This is a genomic window from Shewanella litoralis (assembly GCF_009828585.1).
Lineage (GTDB): Bacteria > Pseudomonadota > Gammaproteobacteria > Enterobacterales > Shewanellaceae > Shewanella > Shewanella litoralis.
Genome location: NZ_WSRZ01000001.1, coordinates 214,609 through 231,768, shown reverse-complemented (window position 1 = coordinate 231,768; position 17,160 = coordinate 214,609). Strand labels below are relative to the sequence as shown.

Below are 17,160 nucleotides of genomic sequence, written 5' to 3'. Positions count from 1 at the left end.
CAAGTATTAACCAACTGTTTTTTGATATTTGTTACACCAGTGTTAGTCATCATTCTGTTTTATATCGTTTTTATCTTGATTTTATGTTGTGTTGTTTCACTTGAGATTGTTCACAAAGTAAAGATAAAACAGCCAGATAGTGTATCAAGGGTGGTTTCTGGTATCCTATGCAGCAATATTACAGTGGCTTATATTGCGAAAGTAACCATGTCAAAACCAAATTCTATATTTTTACGTGCATTAAAATGGGTACAAAAATGGATGGTTCAAACCATTGTTGTGCCGCATGATCCATTTGATGATCTTAATTTAGATCCGACTAAGCCACTGGTTTATGTCATGAAAACAGAGTCAATCAGTGATGCCGCTGCGCTAAGCGAAATCACTGAGGGCTTTGGGATGCCAAGTCCATATGACCCTCTCATTATTGATGGTTTAAAAGTGCCCCGCATTGTGTGTTTGGAGGGGCGCAAGCCACTCTTTGGTAAACGCGAAAGTGGTGAAAAATTTATTAATTGTTTTACCAGTTTATTGGCGCTTCATCGTCAACGTCCGGATTTGGATATTCAATTAGTACCCGTGAGTTTGTATTGGGGCCGTACTCCAGGCAAAGAAGACGACAGCATGAAAGCCGCAGTGCTTGAGCGTGAAAGCCCAACTTGGCTACGTAAATGGTTAATGATTTTGTTTCTTGGTCGTCATAACTTTGTTCAGTTTTCTAACGCTTTATCGTTACGCTACATGGCCGATGAGCATGGATTTGATAAAAGTATTGCTCATAAGTTAACCCGCGTTGCTCGAGTGCATTTCAGTCGTCAACGTAAAGTAATGACTGGCCCACAATTACCCAACAGACAAATGTTTTTTGCTTCGTTGCTTAAGTCTGACTCAATCAAGAAAGCGATTGAAGAAGAGGCCATTAATAAGAAAGTCTCCCCCGAAAAAGCTCGTGAAACAGCGATTGAGTATTTAGACGAAATTGCTGCAGATTATTCAGATAGTTTAGTGCGTATTGCCGAGCGCTTTTTAACCTGGCTTTGGAATAAGCTTTACAGTGGTATCAATATTAAAGGTGCTGAACAAATTCGTCAGCTCCATCATGATGGCCATGAAATTGTGTATGTGCCGTGTCACCGCAGCCACATGGATTACTTGTTATTGTCATATATTTTGTATTATCAAGGTATGGTGCCACCGCATATTGCTGCAGGTATTAACCTTAACTTTTGGCCTGCGGGTCCTATGTTCCGCCGTGGCGGTGCGTTCTTTATTCGCCGTAGTTTTAACGGTAACAAGCTTTACACTGCAGTGTTTCGCGAATATTTGGATCAACTGTTTGCTAAAGGTTATTCGGTTGAATACTTCACCGAAGGTGGGCGTTCGCGCACTGGTCGTTTGCTTGCGCCAAAAACGGGCATGTTGGCTATGACAATTAATAGCGTACTGCGCGGGATTGAGCGCCCAGTAACGTTAGTGCCAGTGTATTTAGGTTATGACCATGTAATGGAAGTGGCTACTTACCATAAAGAATTAAGCGGTAAGAAAAAGCAAAAAGAATCAGTGTGGCAAGTATTTGGTGCTATTCGTAAGTTAGGTAACTTTGGTCGGGGTTATGTCAACTTTGGCGAACCGATTAATCTGCAAAACTTTTTAAACCAACAAGCTCCTGATTGGCGAGAAGAAGTTGCTAAAGACCCTGAGCAAAAACCGACATGGTTTACGCCGTCAGTGAATTTATTGGCTAACCGTGTGATGACTAATATTAACGGTGCAGCTGCCGCAAGTTCTGTCACATTAACCAGTTTAGTCTTGCTTGCTTCGGAGCGTAATGCATTAGAGCGCAGCTTGTTAGAGCGTCAATTAGATTTGTACCTGGCGATGCTAAAAAGTGTGCCCTATACCAGCTACACCTCTGTGGCAGAAGGCAATGGTAAATCGATTATTGACCATTGTTTATCGCTGAATAAGTTTGTCAGTACCAAAGATGCTATTGGCGAGATTATTTCGGTTGATGAAAAAATTGCCATCACTATGAGCTATTATCGTAATAACATCATTCACTTAATGGCAGTTCCGTCGTTAATCGCCAGTTGTTTAGTGCAATATGATATTTGCGACCGTGAAAAAATTCATGCCGTTGTGATGGACTTTTACCCATTGCTGAAAGCTGAATTATTTATGGGCATTGACGATGTGCCGCAGCATGTCGACAGTATTTTAGACTTTATGGTTGAGCAAGGCTTACTCAGTGGCGAAGCGCAATTTGAGGTGTCACCTCGTTATACCGCTCAGTTATTGTTACTGGCTGAAACCATCAGTGAAACCCTACAGCGTTATGCCATCATCTTTAACTTGTTGGCGATAAAACCTGATCTAGAGCGCTCGGAGCTCGAAACAGACAGCCATTTATTAGCCCAGCGTTTAGGTGCATTGCATGGTATTACTGCCCCCGAGTTTTACGATAAAAAACTCTACAACACCCTCAGTGTTAAGCTTAAAGAGTTAGGCTATTTATGCAGTGTTGAGCATCGTTCTGAAGTGATTCGAATTCGCGACCATGCGAATCAGTTATTGAGCTCATCAGTAAAACAAACCATTGTAGATAGTGTACACGCGGAGCATGGACACTAATGGCTAACCATATGAATGGGGCAAAGCACCGTCCACAAGGTAAGTCGTTATTGGGCGGCGCGATGATTATTGCCGGTACAACTGTAGGTGCCGGCATGTTTTCATTGCCGGTAGTGGGCGCGGGTATGTGGTTTGGCTATTCGATAGCCATGCTATTGGGTGTCTGGTTTTGCATGTTAATGTCGGGTTTATTGCTGTTAGAAGCTAACTTGCATTTTGAACCAGGTGCCAGTTTTGATACGTTAACCCGTGAAACCTTAGGCCAATTTTGGCGAGTGATTAACGGCGTATCAATTGCGTTTGTATTGTATATTTTGACCTACGCCTATATCAGTGGTGGTGGTTCAATTGTCAATCATAGCCTGTCGGCGCTTGGCGTTACCTTACCTCAAAGCGTTGCTGGTTTAGTGTTTGCTGCTGTGTTGGCGTTTATTGTATTAATTAGCACTAAAGCGGTTGACCGTATTACTACCATCATGCTCGGTGGCATGGTGATTACCTTCTTTTTAGCTATCGGTAATCTATTAATTGAAATCGATACCACTAAATTAGTGTCGCCAGACGGTGAAAGCCGCTATTTGCCGTATTTACTTGCTGCTATTCCCTTTGGTCTAGCCAGTTTTGGCTACCATGGTAATGTGCCAAGCCTAGTTAAATATTATGGTAAAGATGCCAATACCATTGTTAAGGCCATTGTGGTGGGTACCAGCATCGCGCTGATTATTTATGTGTGTTGGCTTATCGCGACCATGGGTAATATTCCACGTAGCCAATTTGCCGATGTGATTGCCAAAGGCGGAAATATAGGTGTGCTCGTTGAGGCATTGTCTGGTGCAATGGCCAGTCAGTGGCTTAATAATATGTTGACCTTGTTTGCTAATTTAGCGGTAGCGTCATCATTTTTAGGGGTGACCCTAGGGCTATTTGATTATTTAGCTGATTTATTTGGTTTTGATGATTCACGTGCTGGCCGAATGAAAACTGCTGCGATAACGTTTATTCCGCCAACGATTTTGGGCTTATTGTTTCCTAATGGTTTTATTATTGCTATTGGTTTTGCCGCATTAGCCGCAACCGTGTGGGCGGTGATAGTGCCAGCCCTGTTAGCGTATAAAGTGCGTCAATTGTATCCAAACGCCACTGGCTTTAAAGTCCCTGGTGGTACACCGCTGATTGTTGTCGTTGTGCTGTTTGGTATGATTACTGCAACCTGCCATTTATTGGCCATGGCCGATATTCTGCCGGTATTTAAATAACTGATTTGCACAGCGCATTTTTAAAAAAGCCTTCGTTTGAAGGCTTTTTGCTTTTTGGGTGATATCAACTTAACTTATAACTATTACCTATCAGTAATTGCGACTACAGGACAACAATAATGAAAGTACAACAATATCAACAAGGACAGCCATGCTGGATTGAGTTGGCTACGCACGATTGGGATGCGGGTAAAGCGTTTTATCAAGCGTTATTTGGTTGGGAAGCCGACGATATGCCAATGCCTGAAGGGCATTACACTATGTTGCAAATTGAGGGTGACGATATTGGCGCAATGTACCAAATGCCAGAAGATATGTTGGCGTTGCCCACACACTGGACGGTCTACTTTGCCGTTGATGATGTTAATGTTAGCGCAGAACTCGTTAAACAGGCCGGTGGCCAGGTGATAGCTGGACCGCATTCTGTTGGTGATGCTGGCAGCATGGCATTATGCACCGACCCTGAGGGTAGCCGTTTTGCGTTATGGCAAGGGCAAGATCATATTGGTATTAAACGTGCGCAAGAAGCGAATACTCTGTGCTGGGTTGAGTTAGCCTGTCGTGACACCGCAGCCGCTAAAACATTTTATAGTAAGGTGCTAGGCTATCAAACCAAACTTGCAGATATGGCCGATTTTGAATACACCGAATGGTATGTGGGTGAGCAAGCTGTTGGCGGCATGATGGAAATGACGGCAGAATGGGGCGATGCGCCAGCGCATTGGATGAACTATTTTGCTGTTGATGATTGTGATGCCGCGCTCGCTAAAGCAAAAAGTTTGGGCGCGACCGTGTGCGTACCCGCTACCGACATCCCTAATGTGGGGCGTTTTTCGGTACTTAATGATCCGCAAGGCGGGTTTTTCTCGATTATTTCGCTATTGGACCCAGCAGCATAAACATTTAGCATCTTGTATTTAGGTCATTATTGAACTCAAATTAACAATCGATGTCTGAATAATTAGCGTTACACAAGGAGTACACCCAAGGATGAATTTATGACTCAAGAAACGACACAAGCAGCATTAGCACGAATTAACCGCAGTATGCTGATGGTGGCCATTATCGATTTTCCCGGCACGTTATTGTTTGGTTTGGGGCTTTACGGTATTTTTGCCGGCTTTGATGAAGGCTTTTTACCTATGTTGGCTCACCCAATGATCATTAATGCAATGTTGGTGATTGGCGGCGCGATTATGGCGTGGGGAATGTTTAAGATGATGAGTTTGGCGCGTGAAAAACAAAGGATCAGTCAATAATGAAAATACCGCTTGTTCAATCAACCCTCTTATCGAGCCTGATATTGTCTAGTTTACTTGTCTTAACGGCCTGTAGCGGCACGTCGCCAAACCGTTTGGGTAACGCTGGTAATGCCGACGATAATAAAAATGATACAGATTACTTGATACTCAATCTGCCTATGGCGATTTTAGCCAGCGATCCATGCAAACACGGTCATCCTGATGACATCGCTGCATGTAAGAAGAAGAAACAAGATGAAGCGGATCAACTGAGTGAGTCACTTAAGCGGAATTAACCTAACCCCAGCTTAATTTAGGTTGTTGATGTGATAACAAAAATCCCAAACAATACATTGTTTGGGATTTTGCTTTATAGCGTCTGCCAATGATTATGCGGGCAGCCGTCGACCGTAAATGAGTAAGTAAATCGCCGGTATCACAAATAGCGATAATAGCGGCGCGGTGACCATACCGCCGACCATTGGCGCGGCAATTTTTTGCATTACTTCATTGCCTGTACCGCTGCCCCACATGATGGGTAATAAGCCAAAAAAGATGGTGGCGACGGTCATGGCTTTAGGGCGTATACGCATTACCGCACCTTCGATAAGCGCAGCCGTTAAGTCGGCTTTAGTTTGATAACGGTCTTCTCGTTTGTAAGCGGCAATACTGTTGTTGAGGTACACCTGCATCACTACTCCAAACTCAGCGGCCACACCAGCCAGGGCTATCATGCCAACCGATACCGCCACCGAAAAATTAAATTCGAGCGAGTAAAGTAACCATGCGCTGCCAACCAGTGAAAACGGCAAACTGAGCATAATCACCAGAGCTTGAATTGTTGAGTTAAAGGTCATCATCAACAAGATAAAAATCACCGCAATCATAAGCGGGATCACCAGTGTCATTTTAGCTTCAACCCGCTGCATGTATTCATATTGGCCGGCAAAGCTGTAGCTGTAACGTGCAGGTAAGCTAATGTGCTCATCAAGTGCGGTTTGTGCCTGGGCAATATACTCACCAATGGAGATATCTTTTAAGTCGACAAACACCCATGAAATAAGGCGGCCATTCTCACTGGCAAGCATCGGCGCGCCGTCGCTAATGGTCAGTTCAGCGAGGTAACTTAAGGGTAGGTATTTACCGGTTTTAGTGAGCACGGGTAAGTCTTCTAGCTTTTCAATGTTGTCGCGTAACTCCCTTGGGTAACGAATATTAATTGGGTAGCGTTCCTGACCTTGAATCGACTCGCCCACCGTCATGCCGCCAATGGCAATTTGCACCACATCTTGAATGTCTTTTAGTGTCATGCCGTAGCGGGCGGCATTTTTCAAGTTAGGGGTAATATCAATATAACGTCCACCACTGCTGCGTTGTGCAAACGCCGATAAAGTGCCCGGTAATTGGCTTACCACAGCTTCTATTTCACTGCCTATTCGTTGCAATTCCTCAACATTTGAGCCTGATATTTTGATGCCGACCGGGGTTCTAACCCCAGTGGATAACATATCAATACGGGTTTTAATCGGTTGCACCCAGGCGTTTGTCATGCCAGGAATACGCACCGTTTTTTGCAGCTCGGTAATGATACTTTCTAATGTCACACCTGCACGCCATTCGCTTGTGGGTTTAAGCATAATGGTGGTTTCGAGCATGGTTAACGGCGCAGGGTCAGTGGCGGTTTGGGCACGGCCGACTTTACCAAATACCCGTTTAACTTCAGGTACGGTTTTAATCAGCCTATCTGTTTGCTGTAAGATCTCCGCCGCCTTGCCAGCACTAACGCCGGGCAATGTGGTTGGCATATACAGCAAGTCACCTTCTTCTAATGTGGGCATAAATTCAGAACCCATTTTAGTTAATGGGTAATAGGCGCTGAGCAAGGCCACTAATGCCATCATTATGGTGATTTTAGGAAAACGTAACACCCATTTTAATAACGGTTGATATAGCGCAATGAGGATACGGCTGAGTGGGTTTTTACGCTCGTCGGGGATTTTTCCACGAACAAAATAGCCCATTAATACCGGAATTAAAGTGATGGCTAAAATCGCCGATGCGGCCATCGCAAAGGTTTTGGTAAAGGCGAGAGGATGAAACAAACGCCCCTCTTGTGCTTCTAGTGCAAACACAGGGGTAAAGCTTAAGGTAATAATTAATAAACTGAAAAACAGTGCAGGACCCACTTCAATAGAGGCTTCTTTTACTAGCTGCCAGTGTGCTTCGCCCTCAGGGGCTCTGCCGTGTTGTTGGCGGTAATGCTCTAAATGTTTGTGAGTATTTTCTACCATTACGATTGATGCATCAACCACCGCGCCGATGGCGATAGCTATCCCGCCTAGACTCATAATGTTGGCATTGACTCCCATAAAATGCATCGCAATAAAACTGATCAAAATCGAGATCGGTAGAGTGATAATGGCCACTAATGTCGAGCGGGCATGTAATAAAAAGAGTAAACAAATTAGCCCAACAACCAGCATCTCTTCGAGCACTTTATGTTTGAGGTTGTCGACTGAGCGCACAATCAGTTCTGAGCGGTCATAAGTGGTGACTAACTCCACTCCGTTTGGCAGGCCATTGCTGATTTGTTCGAGTTTGAGTTTGATATTATTAATGGTTTCAAGGGCGTTTTCGCCGTAGCGCATCACCACAATGCCGCCGACGACTTCACCTTGACCATCAAGCTCTGCAATACCACGTCTTGCCGCAGGGCCGGTGCGCAGCTGTGCTACGTCTTTCATTAAAATCGGTGTGCCGGTTTCAGATAATATACCCAACGGCACTTCAGCAAAATCAGCAATAGTTTGGCGATAACCACTTGAGGTGATCATGTATTCCGCCTCGGCCATTTCAATCACCGAGCCGCCTGTTGAGCTATTAGAATTGTCGAGGGCATTTTTAATGGTCATCAAATCTATTTGATACAAAGCCAATTTGTGCGGATCGACCACCACTTGATAAGTTTGTTCCATGCCGCCAACGGTCGCAACTTCTGACACGCCTGCGACACTTTGCAGCTCAAGCTTTAAAAACCAATCTTGCAGAGAGCGCAATTGCGCTAAATCGTAGTGACCTTTGCGGTCAACAAGTGCGTATTGAAAAATCCAACCGACACCGGAGGCGTCAGGGCCTAAGCTTGGCGTCACTCCATCAGGCAGTTGATCTTGGGTTTGCGAAAGGTATTCAAGCACGCGTGAACGGGCCCAATAAATATCAGTACCGTCTTCAAAAATCACATACACAAACGAGTCGCCAAACATGGAGAAGCCGCGCACGGTTTTAGCGCCAGGCACTGCGAGCATTGCCGACGACAATGGGTAGGTTATTTGGTCTTCTACCAACTGCGGAGCTTGGCCTGGATAACTGGTTTTAACAATCACTTGTACATCTGATAAATCGGGCAACGCATCTAATGGCGTGGTGCGCATGGCTTGATAGCCTACCAGTGCAATGATTGCGGTAAGCAGCAACACCATAATACGGTTTTTAATTGAAGCATTGATAATTTGCGCTAGCATAGCAAGGCTCCTTAGTGTTGATGAACGTCAGTTTGGGCTTGAGTACCTGCACCACTTAAACGCTGCAAACTGCCTTGAATACTGGCTTCTGAATCAAGTAAAAACTGTCCAGATACGACCACTTTGTCGTGTTCATTTAAGCCTTGAAGCACCTCTGCTTTTCCTTGGGCCATCATGCCCACTTTTACAGGTACTGATGCAAAGCTAGTGTCGCTGCGCTGTACCACAACGCGGTTTTCTCTGCCGGTTAAAATCAACGCCTCGGTAGGTACTGTCAATACATTCTGTTTTGGTTGCCCGTACAAGGTGACATCTACTAAGGTGCCGGGCCTCAGTTTTTCTTGCGTGTTGTTTAATTGAATTCTGACTCGCATAGCGCGGGTGACAGGGTCTAGCTCTGGATAGATATAATCAATGTTTGAGTCGATATCAAACAGGCCTTGTGCCGCTGCACTGACACTGACTTTTCGCCCTTCTGTTAGCCAGCTTTGTTCGTTTTCAAATACGTCTGCAATGACCCATACGCTGTCTAAATTGACTATTTCAAATAAAGTATCACCCGGTTGAATGTACATACCATGACGTATGGTTAATTCACTAATAAAGCCACTTTGCGGTGCATAAAACGGCACGCGATAAATGGTTTCTCCAGTTTTTTCTAGGCGATTGATCACCGCGTTGTCGACGCCTAATAATTCTAGGCGCTTACGGGCTTTACTCAATAATATGCTCCCACGTTGCTTATCTTTTTTAAGGTAATCTAGCGCTTGTGAGTAATCATCTTGAGCATTAACGAGCTCTGGTGAATACAACTCATACAAGAGTTGACCTTGCTTTACCTGTTGGCCAACATTGTGCACGGTGAGTGTTTCAATCCATCCGGTGGCGCGAGTGTGCACATGGCCTATGGTATTTTCGTTATATTGCACAGTGCCAATGGTATTTACCTGGCGTGATAAATGGCTCTTAGCCACTACGTGACTACGCATTCCAAGCGCCTGTTGCATGCCGCCAGATACTCCCACCACAATTTCTTGGCTTGCATCACCGACAGCCACTTTTTCTAGATTCATGCCGCAAATCGGGCAACTACCAGGGGCATCAGACACCACATGAGGATGCATTGGGCAAATGTATTTAGTTGTCTGAGTGGGTGTTTGGTCCGTAAGGCTTGGTTTGGCAGAGGATCGAAGCGAAGCTATAGGTTGCTCAAATACTTTTTGGGCAGCAGGCGTTACGAGTGCTTCTTGGTGAGCTGCTGATTTAGCGTCAACATCAGCCGTTTCCGGCTCTTTTTCAACCAAAAACATACCACATTTAGGGCAACTACCTGGCTTATCACTCGTAACGTCAGGGTGCATGGGGCAGTAATAATTGTGTTGATGCTGTTCATGCGCTGCCGGTTCAGGTGCTGCATAGGCAGGGAAGGCCGTCGCGTAGCTTAATAAGCTCGCCGTTGCTAATAGTGCAACATAGAAAGAGTGTTTCATATCAACCTCAAATCATGGTTGAGCGCGGCGTATCACAAGTATCGCCATTACGCTGAAAAACCATAGATAATATTAAAAAATATAATCGAATTTACGCAGTCGACTGTAAGCCGACATTATACGATTGAGGTTAAACAATAGGGGGGCGAAACGCAGGGGAACCATCAATAGAGAATAATTGGGCAAGCGGCAAGGTTACCGCAGTATCTTCAGGGATAGGGCTAATTGCGATATTGGTACTGAAAATCGTGCCAGTAAAGGTAATAGTAAAGCAATGACTGCAATCATTAGTGCAACCTGTTGCATTATCACAACAGTGGCTTGCGCTAGTGGTAATGTCTGTTTGATCTTGCATCATGCTGTGGCAATCCGTGCCGTTTTGCATGTCGTTTGACATCACTTTAGTGATCATTTGTTGGTTCATCTTCATATCGCTGGGCATAATCATGGTATGGCCATTAGCTAACACACCTTGTCCAATTAAAGACAACAAAGTGCAAATAGCAATCAGATAAAGGCGAATAGATTTACGCATAACATCCTAAAAGCGAACCAACATGTAAGTTTTATCGAGCAATGATAGTGAAGACCCATAACAATATAAACGTATACAGGGCAGCAAACAATGCGCCAGTACACATATTTAACCTTAATCAAATCAATAAGACCGCTAAAAACACCAAACCATTTCAACATTCAGAACGTTTTAAGCTGTTCAGTCATAATGAGTAGCGATCTATCTCTCATTTTAGATATTTTCTGATAAGGAATCATAAAAACAGCGACTAGAATCAATTTTATAATTTTAAAAAATCCTAAACTAGATAAACAAATATTAGAAATGTAGTTTTAGCAAATTATGGAGATTGAACAATGAACTGGCGTGCACTATTTAAACCAAGCGCGAAGTACTCAATTATTGCACTTATTGTGGTTGGTGTAATTGTGGGTGTCGTCGGCTATTTCGCAACACAACAGACATTACATGCAACAAGTAGCGATGCTTTTTGTATGACGTGTCACCGTGATCACTCGTTAAGAGATGAAGTCATGGCGTCAGCTCACGGTGGCGGTAAAGCCGGTGTAACAGTGCAATGTCAAGATTGTCACTTACCTCATGGTCCAGTTGATTACTTGATCAAGAAAATTATCGTGTCTAAAGACTTAATTGGCTTAATGACTATCGATGGCTTTATGACTCAAGAATGGTTAGATGAAAACCGTAAAGAACAAGCCGACCTGGCGTTAGAATATTTCCGTAGCAATGACTCTGCTAACTGTCAGCACTGTCACACACGTATTTACGAAGACCAGCCAGAAACGATGAAGAAAATGGCGGTTAGAATGCACAGTAATAACTTCAAGAAAGCACCCGAAGATAGAAAGACCTGTGTAGATTGTCATAAAGGTGTTGCTCACCCTTACCCTAAAAAGTAATAGAACATTGACTTGAAAAAAGCCTCGTTAAATTAACGAGGCTTTTTTGTAACGGGTTCAAAGTGAAACACGCTAAACGGTCGTGGGTAGAGGCTTAACATTGCCTAAGGCAAAAATGCCCCACAGCAAAATGGCTGCGTATTTTATGATGGGTTGATATTTACCTTTAGCGCTTAGGCATACCGCTAAAAGCAATAATAGATGCATTACTGCAGTCAATGCAGCAAAAAAAGTCAGTAAGGTAGTGACATCCTGGCTAAACACAAAAAAACCATAGGCGAATAAGCCCCACATCGACAATGTGGCGGTTTTACCGATTAATATCAGATCATTTCGCGCCGTATTGTTTAATGTCAGATTGCTGAGCATGATTACTGCGCCGATGTGTCAGTGGTTTGATATTGATAAAGTCGATAAGTCACCTGGCCAGCCTGCTTCTCTTTAAGTGGAATCCATGAGGCGGGTACGGCTAAGGTTGCAATTTCGGACTCGGTTTCAACGTAAATCAAAGCATTGTTGTTGAGCCATTGGTGAGCCATCAACAGATCAATAGCTTTGGCTGCGAGTTCTTTACGAAATGGTGGGTCAATAAAGACCAGGTCAAAACCGTTTTTAGTGCCTTTAGCCAGCACTTGTAAGCTGTCACCATTGATGACATCGGCGTTTTGGCATTGCAGGGTGGTAAGGTTTTGTTTTAATTGATTGGCGGCATCTCGTTGCAACTCAATCATGGTGGCAAATTCGGCATAACGCGACAGAGCCTCCAGCGATAATGCCCCACTTCCGGCAAAACAGTCGAGCACTCGAGCGCCGCGAATATCGTTGGCTATCCAGTTAAATAAGGTCTCGCGAACGCGATCGGTTGTTGGGCGTAAACCTTCAAGATCATGGATCGGAAGCTTACGTGAACGCCATTGACCGGAAATAATTCGCACCTGACCGCTACTGGTGTTTTTTTTAGCCATCTCACCCTCGTGATTTTGCCTGAACAAAGAAAAAAGAAAGTGGTAGACTATGCCACAATCTGAACCGTCGTTATTTTATATCAAACTCGTGATTAAATGTGAGTATTCATCATTTTACTGCACTGAGATGCAACAAACGGCTTCAACCGAATTTTTAAACCTATAAATACTGGTAGCAAACATGGCAAAGAAAGGTTTTTTTTCCTGGTTTCGTAAAGATAAGCCCGCCCCTGAAGTTGAAGAACAGCAACAAACTGATGCAGAAATCTCGCATGATGTTGCCACTGACACAGCAGAACAAATTCAACAAGCTGAGCAACTAAAGCAAGCAGAAGAATCAGCCCAGCAAGAAGCGGCTCGTATCGAGGCTTTGGAGCTTGAAAAACAGCAGCTTGAGCAACAGCGTGTTGATAATGAACGCGCCGAACAAGCCCGCCTTGAAGCTGAACGAATTGCTGCTGAAACTGAAGCATTAGTCGCCGAGAAACTCGCAGCGGAGCACTTAGCCGCACAGCAAGCCGAACAAGAAGCTGCCCTTATAGAAGCCGAGCGCCTAGAGCAACAACGCATTGACAATGAACGCGCCGAACAAACACGCCTTGAAGCTGAACGAAGTGCTGCTGAAGCCGCAGTATTAGCAGCTGAAAAACTTGCCACGGAGCAATTGGCTGCACAAGCACTCGCTGCACAAGAAGCAGCACAAGAGTTGGCCGTTCAACAGGCGACTGAAGAAGCACGCCTAGAGCAAGCGCGTCTTGAAGCCGAAGCGATTGCCGAAGCGGCTGCAGCCGCTGAAACGCTGGCACTCGAACAAGCGCCAATTGAATCTATTGAGCTCGAACTGCAAGATGAGCCACAAGAAAAACCTAAAAAAGAAGGCATGTTTGCTCGCTTAAAGCGCGGTTTAATGCGCACCAGCGAAAATATCGGTTCTGGTTTTATTGGCTTATTTAGCGGTAAAAAAATCGATGATGATTTATTTGAAGAGCTAGAAGAGCAATTGTTGATTGCCGATGTGGGTGTTGAAACCACCACTAAATTGATTAAAAGCTTAACTGAACATGCGTCGCGCAAGCAGCTTAAAAATGCAGAAGCGCTGTACGACTTAATGCGTGAAGAAATGCAAAAAATGCTTGAGCCTGTGGCGATACCATTAGTGCCTGACAACGCCAATGGTCCATTTGTTATTTTGATGGTTGGCGTTAATGGTGTAGGTAAAACCACCACCATTGGTAAATTAGCAAAACAGTATCAAAATCAAGGTAAATCTGTCATGTTAGCGGCAGGTGACACCTTCCGTGCCGCGGCGGTTGAACAGCTCCAGGTTTGGGGGCAACGCAATAATATCCCTGTGATAGCTCAACATACTGGCGCCGACAGTGCCTCGGTATTATTTGATGCATTACAAGCGGCCAAAGCGCGTAAAGTTGACGTATTAATTGCCGATACCGCTGGGCGTTTGCAAAACAAAAGTCACTTAATGGAAGAGCTTAAAAAAGTGGTGCGAGTGATGAAAAAACTCGACCCAGATACTCCGCATGAAGTGATGCTAACCCTCGATGCGAGCACCGGTCAAAATGCCATTAGCCAGGCGCAGTTATTCCAGGAAGCCGTAGGGGTGACGGGATTAACCATCAGCAAGCTTGATGGCACAGCTAAAGGCGGGGTGATATTTGCCATTGCCGACAAATTTAATATCCCTATTCGCCATATTGGCGTTGGTGAACAAATTGACGATTTACGAACGTTTAACGCCAACGACTTTATTGAAGCGTTATTCAGTCAGGAAAAAACGGACCAATAATTTATGATCCAATTTGAGCAGGTCAGTAAAATTTATCCAGGCGGCCAAAAAGCGCTGATGGATGTCAATTTTCATCTTAGACAAGGTGAAATGGCGTTTTTAACCGGCCATTCAGGTGCGGGTAAAAGTACCTTGCTCAAATTGATCACAGTTATCGAACGGGCAACCGCTGGTAAAGTGTCAATTAACGGCCACAATATTGCCAATGTGGGCCCTAAGCATGTGCCTTATTTACGTCGTAATATTGGGATGATTTTCCAAAACCATCATCTACTAATGGATAAGAGCGTGTTTGACAACATTGCTTTGCCTTTGGTTATCGAAGGTTTTTCTCATGGTGAAATTCGTAAGCGTGTTGCGGGTGCCCTCGATATGGTGGGTCTATACGGCAAAGAGCGTCACTTACCGATTATGTTATCGGGTGGTGAGCAGCAACGTGTCGGTATCGCTCGAGCGATTGTTAACAAGCCACCTTTACTGTTAGCCGATGAGCCAACAGGTAACTTAGATCCTAAGTTGTCGATGGACATTTTGCGTCTGTTTGAAACCTTTAACGACTCTGGCACTAGCGTATTAATTGCTACCCATGACCTTGGGCTTATTGCGCGCATGAAATACCGCACATTTACCTTGCGTCAGGGCCGAATGCTCGGCGGAGAAAGCAGTGATAGGGAGATAATGCGATGAGTAAGAAACCTAATATTACTCAAAGCAAGCTGCCGCTAAGTGGCCGTATCGTCATGTTCTTTATTCGACATGTGCAGCAAGGTATGTCGAGTATGGGGGAGTTGTGGCGCAGCCCAGTATCATCGATTATGACCATGGCAGTGCTCGGTGTGAGTTTAAGTTTGCCCGCAGCATTGCAGGTGCTGGTTAAAAATGCCGAAAATATTACTCAGTCGTGGAACAGCGCCGCTGAAATATCACTATTTATAAATAAAGGTCGCAGCGACCAATCGATTCAAAGCTTATTGTCGCGAATTAAAGCCTTTAGAGAAGTTGAGACCGTGAGCTATATCAGTCGCGATCAGGCGCTTGAAGAATTTCAGCGCTTATCTGGATTTGGCGAAGCCTTATCGTATCTTGACGATAATCCGCTGCCTGCCGTGGTTACCGTGACCCCATCGGTTAAGTATTCAAGCCCAACCGGTGCGCGTGAGTTATTGGCAAAATTGGAGCGTGAGCCTGAAGTGAACTTTGGTCGACTCGATATTGAGTGGCTAGAGCGCTTACAAGCGTTGCTTAAATTACTCGAAAAAACCGTATTGGCTATTGCGGCATTACTCGTATTAGCTGTGGTGTTAGTGATTGGTAACACCATCCGTTTAGCTATTATGAACCGCCGCACTGAAATTGAAGTCATGAAGCTGGTGGGCGCAACCGAAGCCTTTATTCAACGGCCTTTTTTGTATACTGGCATTTGGTACGGAGTGATTGGTGGTATTTTAGCCTGGCTTATTATTAATGTATTAGTGTGGTATCTCGATGGTGCGCTGGCCGAATTATTAGGATTGTATGGTAGCCAATTGACCATTCAGTCATTAACTTTTACTGAATTAATAAAGCTTGTATTGTTAGCGTCATTTTTAGGTTGGTTTGGCTCGTATCTATCGGTAAGGCAACACTTACGTAATATTGAGCCATCATAATGAAAGGCATATAATAGTATCAGTGAGTCTATTAATGAACGATTGTTCACTTGCATTTTGACTGGCCAGCGGTAAAAATATTAATTGAGCTGAAGCTGATTTGACATATGATGTCATTTAGTTGATAGTTCATCAGCTAAATCGAGCGCAGAAGTCGATGAACCATTGGGTTTCATAAAGCGTATTTAGCAAACTGAAGTAAATTTTTTGAATGTAGTAGGAGAGCGAATGACTTATCAAACGCAATCAATGGCACTGACTGTTCCTAGAGGCAGTAGTAGTTTAGAAGCGTATATCCAGTCTGTGACCAGCATTGATATGTTGGACGCGGATACCGAGTACGATATTGCCAAGCGTTTACAAGAAACAGGCGATCTACAGGCTGCAAAGCAATTAATTATGTCGCATCTACGTTTCGTGGTTCACGTTGCTAAAGGTTACTCTGGCTATGGTTTACCTCAGGCTGACCTCATTCAAGAAGGCAACATTGGTTTGATGAAAGCGGTAAAACGTTTTGATCCCGACGTAGGTGTTCGCTTAGTCTCATTTGCAGTACATTGGATTAAAGCCGAAATTCATGAATACGTGCTTAAAAACTGGCGTATCGTAAAAGTTGCGACCACTAAAGCTCAACGTAAGTTGTTCTTTAATATTCGTAAATCTAAAAAACGTTTAGGTTGGTTCAGCGATGCTGAAGTGACTATGGTTGCCGAAAATCTGGGTGTGTCTAAAGCTGATGTGACTGAAATGGAGTCACGCATGGCCGCGCAAGATCCTGCGTTTGATCTTACCAACGACAGCGATGACGATAACCACGATTTTGCTCCTGCATTGTATTTAGAAGATCATTCTTCAGATTTGGCTGAGCAGGTTGAAAACGACAACTGGGAAGCCGATTCGCAAGCGCGTTTATTATCAGCAATTAAAACCTTAGATGAGCGCAGCCAGCATATTCTTCGTGCTCGTTGGTTAGATGATAATAAAACCACGCTACAAGAACTCGCGTCAGCTTACCAAGTGTCAGCAGAACGTATCAGGCAGTTAGAAAAGAATGCCATGAACAAGCTTAAAGCGTGTATGGAATAATCTTTACCCTTACGCTTTTTAAACTAAAAAACCTGCTGCGGCAGGTTTTTTGTTTTTAGCATTAGCATTAAAGTCATTTC

The 17,160-nt window shown here is 44.2% G+C and carries 15 protein-coding genes; 10 read left to right on the top strand and 5 right to left on the bottom strand.

Annotated features, from left to right (window positions below):
• Positions 1-207 precede the first annotated feature (207 nt).
• The 5 genes from plsB (at position 208) to GQA99_RS01050 (ending at position 5,424) form a co-directional block, all read left to right on the top strand.
• The gene (plsB, locus tag GQA99_RS01070) at positions 208-2,631 is read left to right on the top strand and encodes a glycerol-3-phosphate 1-O-acyltransferase PlsB (RefSeq protein ID WP_160052000.1); all 2,424 of its coding nucleotides are present in this window, start codon (positions 208-210) and stop codon (positions 2,629-2,631) included.
• Positions 2,631-3,887: a tryptophan permease gene (gene mtr / locus GQA99_RS01065; protein WP_160051999.1), complete on the top strand. Its 1,257-nt coding sequence runs from the start codon at positions 2,631-2,633 to the stop codon at positions 3,885-3,887. The genes plsB and mtr overlap by 1 nt, the downstream gene beginning before the upstream one ends.
• A gap of 119 nt (positions 3,888-4,006) precedes the next feature.
• Positions 4,007-4,786 carry a VOC family protein gene (locus GQA99_RS01060; protein WP_160051998.1) on the top strand — a complete coding sequence of 260 codons (780 nt, stop codon included), beginning with the start codon at positions 4,007-4,009 and terminating at the stop codon, positions 4,784-4,786.
• A gap of 99 nt (positions 4,787-4,885) precedes the next feature.
• Entirely contained in the window at positions 4,886-5,146 is a 261-nt protein-coding gene (locus GQA99_RS01055; RefSeq protein ID WP_160051997.1) for a hypothetical protein, read from the top strand.
• Entirely contained in the window at positions 5,146-5,424 is a 279-nt protein-coding gene (locus tag GQA99_RS01050; protein WP_160051996.1) for a hypothetical protein, read from the top strand. The genes GQA99_RS01055 and GQA99_RS01050 overlap by 1 nt, the downstream gene beginning before the upstream one ends.
• Positions 5,425-5,517: 93 nt before the next feature.
• On the opposite strand, the gene GQA99_RS01045 is transcribed toward GQA99_RS01050, so the two are convergent.
• From GQA99_RS01045 to GQA99_RS01035, 3 genes are all read right to left on the bottom strand, one after another.
• Entirely contained in the window at positions 5,518-8,649 is a 3,132-nt protein-coding gene (locus GQA99_RS01045) for an efflux RND transporter permease subunit (RefSeq protein WP_160051995.1), read from the bottom strand.
• A gap of 11 nt (positions 8,650-8,660) precedes the next feature.
• Positions 8,661-10,139, bottom strand: a complete 1,479-nt coding sequence (locus GQA99_RS01040) for an efflux RND transporter periplasmic adaptor subunit (protein ID WP_160051994.1) — start codon at positions 10,137-10,139, stop codon at positions 8,661-8,663.
• A 130-nt stretch (positions 10,140-10,269) separates the two neighbouring features.
• Entirely contained in the window at positions 10,270-10,674 is a 405-nt protein-coding gene (locus GQA99_RS01035; RefSeq protein ID WP_160051993.1) for a hypothetical protein, read from the bottom strand.
• A 338-nt stretch (positions 10,675-11,012) separates the two neighbouring features.
• Between GQA99_RS01035 and GQA99_RS01030 the strand changes: the two genes are divergently transcribed.
• Positions 11,013-11,576, top strand: a complete 564-nt coding sequence (locus GQA99_RS01030) for a NapC/NirT family cytochrome c (RefSeq protein ID WP_160051992.1) — start codon at positions 11,013-11,015, stop codon at positions 11,574-11,576.
• 72 nt (positions 11,577-11,648) lie between these two features.
• Here GQA99_RS01030 and GQA99_RS01025 read toward each other — a convergent pair whose 3' ends face one another.
• Positions 11,649-11,945, bottom strand: a complete 297-nt coding sequence (locus GQA99_RS01025; protein ID WP_160051991.1) for a DUF1145 domain-containing protein — start codon at positions 11,943-11,945, stop codon at positions 11,649-11,651.
• Between the two features lie 2 nt (positions 11,946-11,947).
• Positions 11,948-12,541 carry a 16S rRNA (guanine(966)-N(2))-methyltransferase RsmD gene (gene rsmD, locus GQA99_RS01020; protein WP_160051990.1) on the bottom strand — a complete coding sequence of 198 codons (594 nt, stop codon included), beginning with the start codon at positions 12,539-12,541 and terminating at the stop codon, positions 11,948-11,950.
• A 181-nt stretch (positions 12,542-12,722) separates the two neighbouring features.
• On the opposite strand from rsmD, the gene ftsY reads away from it, so the two are divergent.
• The 4 genes from ftsY (at position 12,723) to rpoH (ending at position 17,080) form a co-directional block, all read left to right on the top strand.
• Positions 12,723-14,345: a signal recognition particle-docking protein FtsY gene (gene ftsY / locus GQA99_RS01015; protein WP_160051989.1), complete on the top strand. Its 1,623-nt coding sequence runs from the start codon at positions 12,723-12,725 to the stop codon at positions 14,343-14,345.
• A 3-nt stretch (positions 14,346-14,348) separates the two neighbouring features.
• Positions 14,349-15,032, top strand: coding sequence for a cell division ATP-binding protein FtsE (gene ftsE / locus GQA99_RS01010; RefSeq protein ID WP_160051988.1), 684 nt, complete (start codon positions 14,349-14,351; stop codon positions 15,030-15,032).
• A complete protein-coding gene (ftsX, locus tag GQA99_RS01005; RefSeq protein ID WP_160051987.1) occupies positions 15,029-15,994 on the top strand; it encodes a permease-like cell division protein FtsX in 966 nt (321 codons plus the stop codon). The genes ftsE and ftsX overlap by 4 nt, the downstream gene beginning before the upstream one ends.
• Positions 15,995-16,222: 228 nt before the next feature.
• Positions 16,223-17,080, top strand: coding sequence for an RNA polymerase sigma factor RpoH (gene rpoH, locus GQA99_RS01000; RefSeq protein ID WP_160051986.1), 858 nt, complete (start codon positions 16,223-16,225; stop codon positions 17,078-17,080).
• Positions 17,081-17,160: the final 80 nt, after the last annotated feature.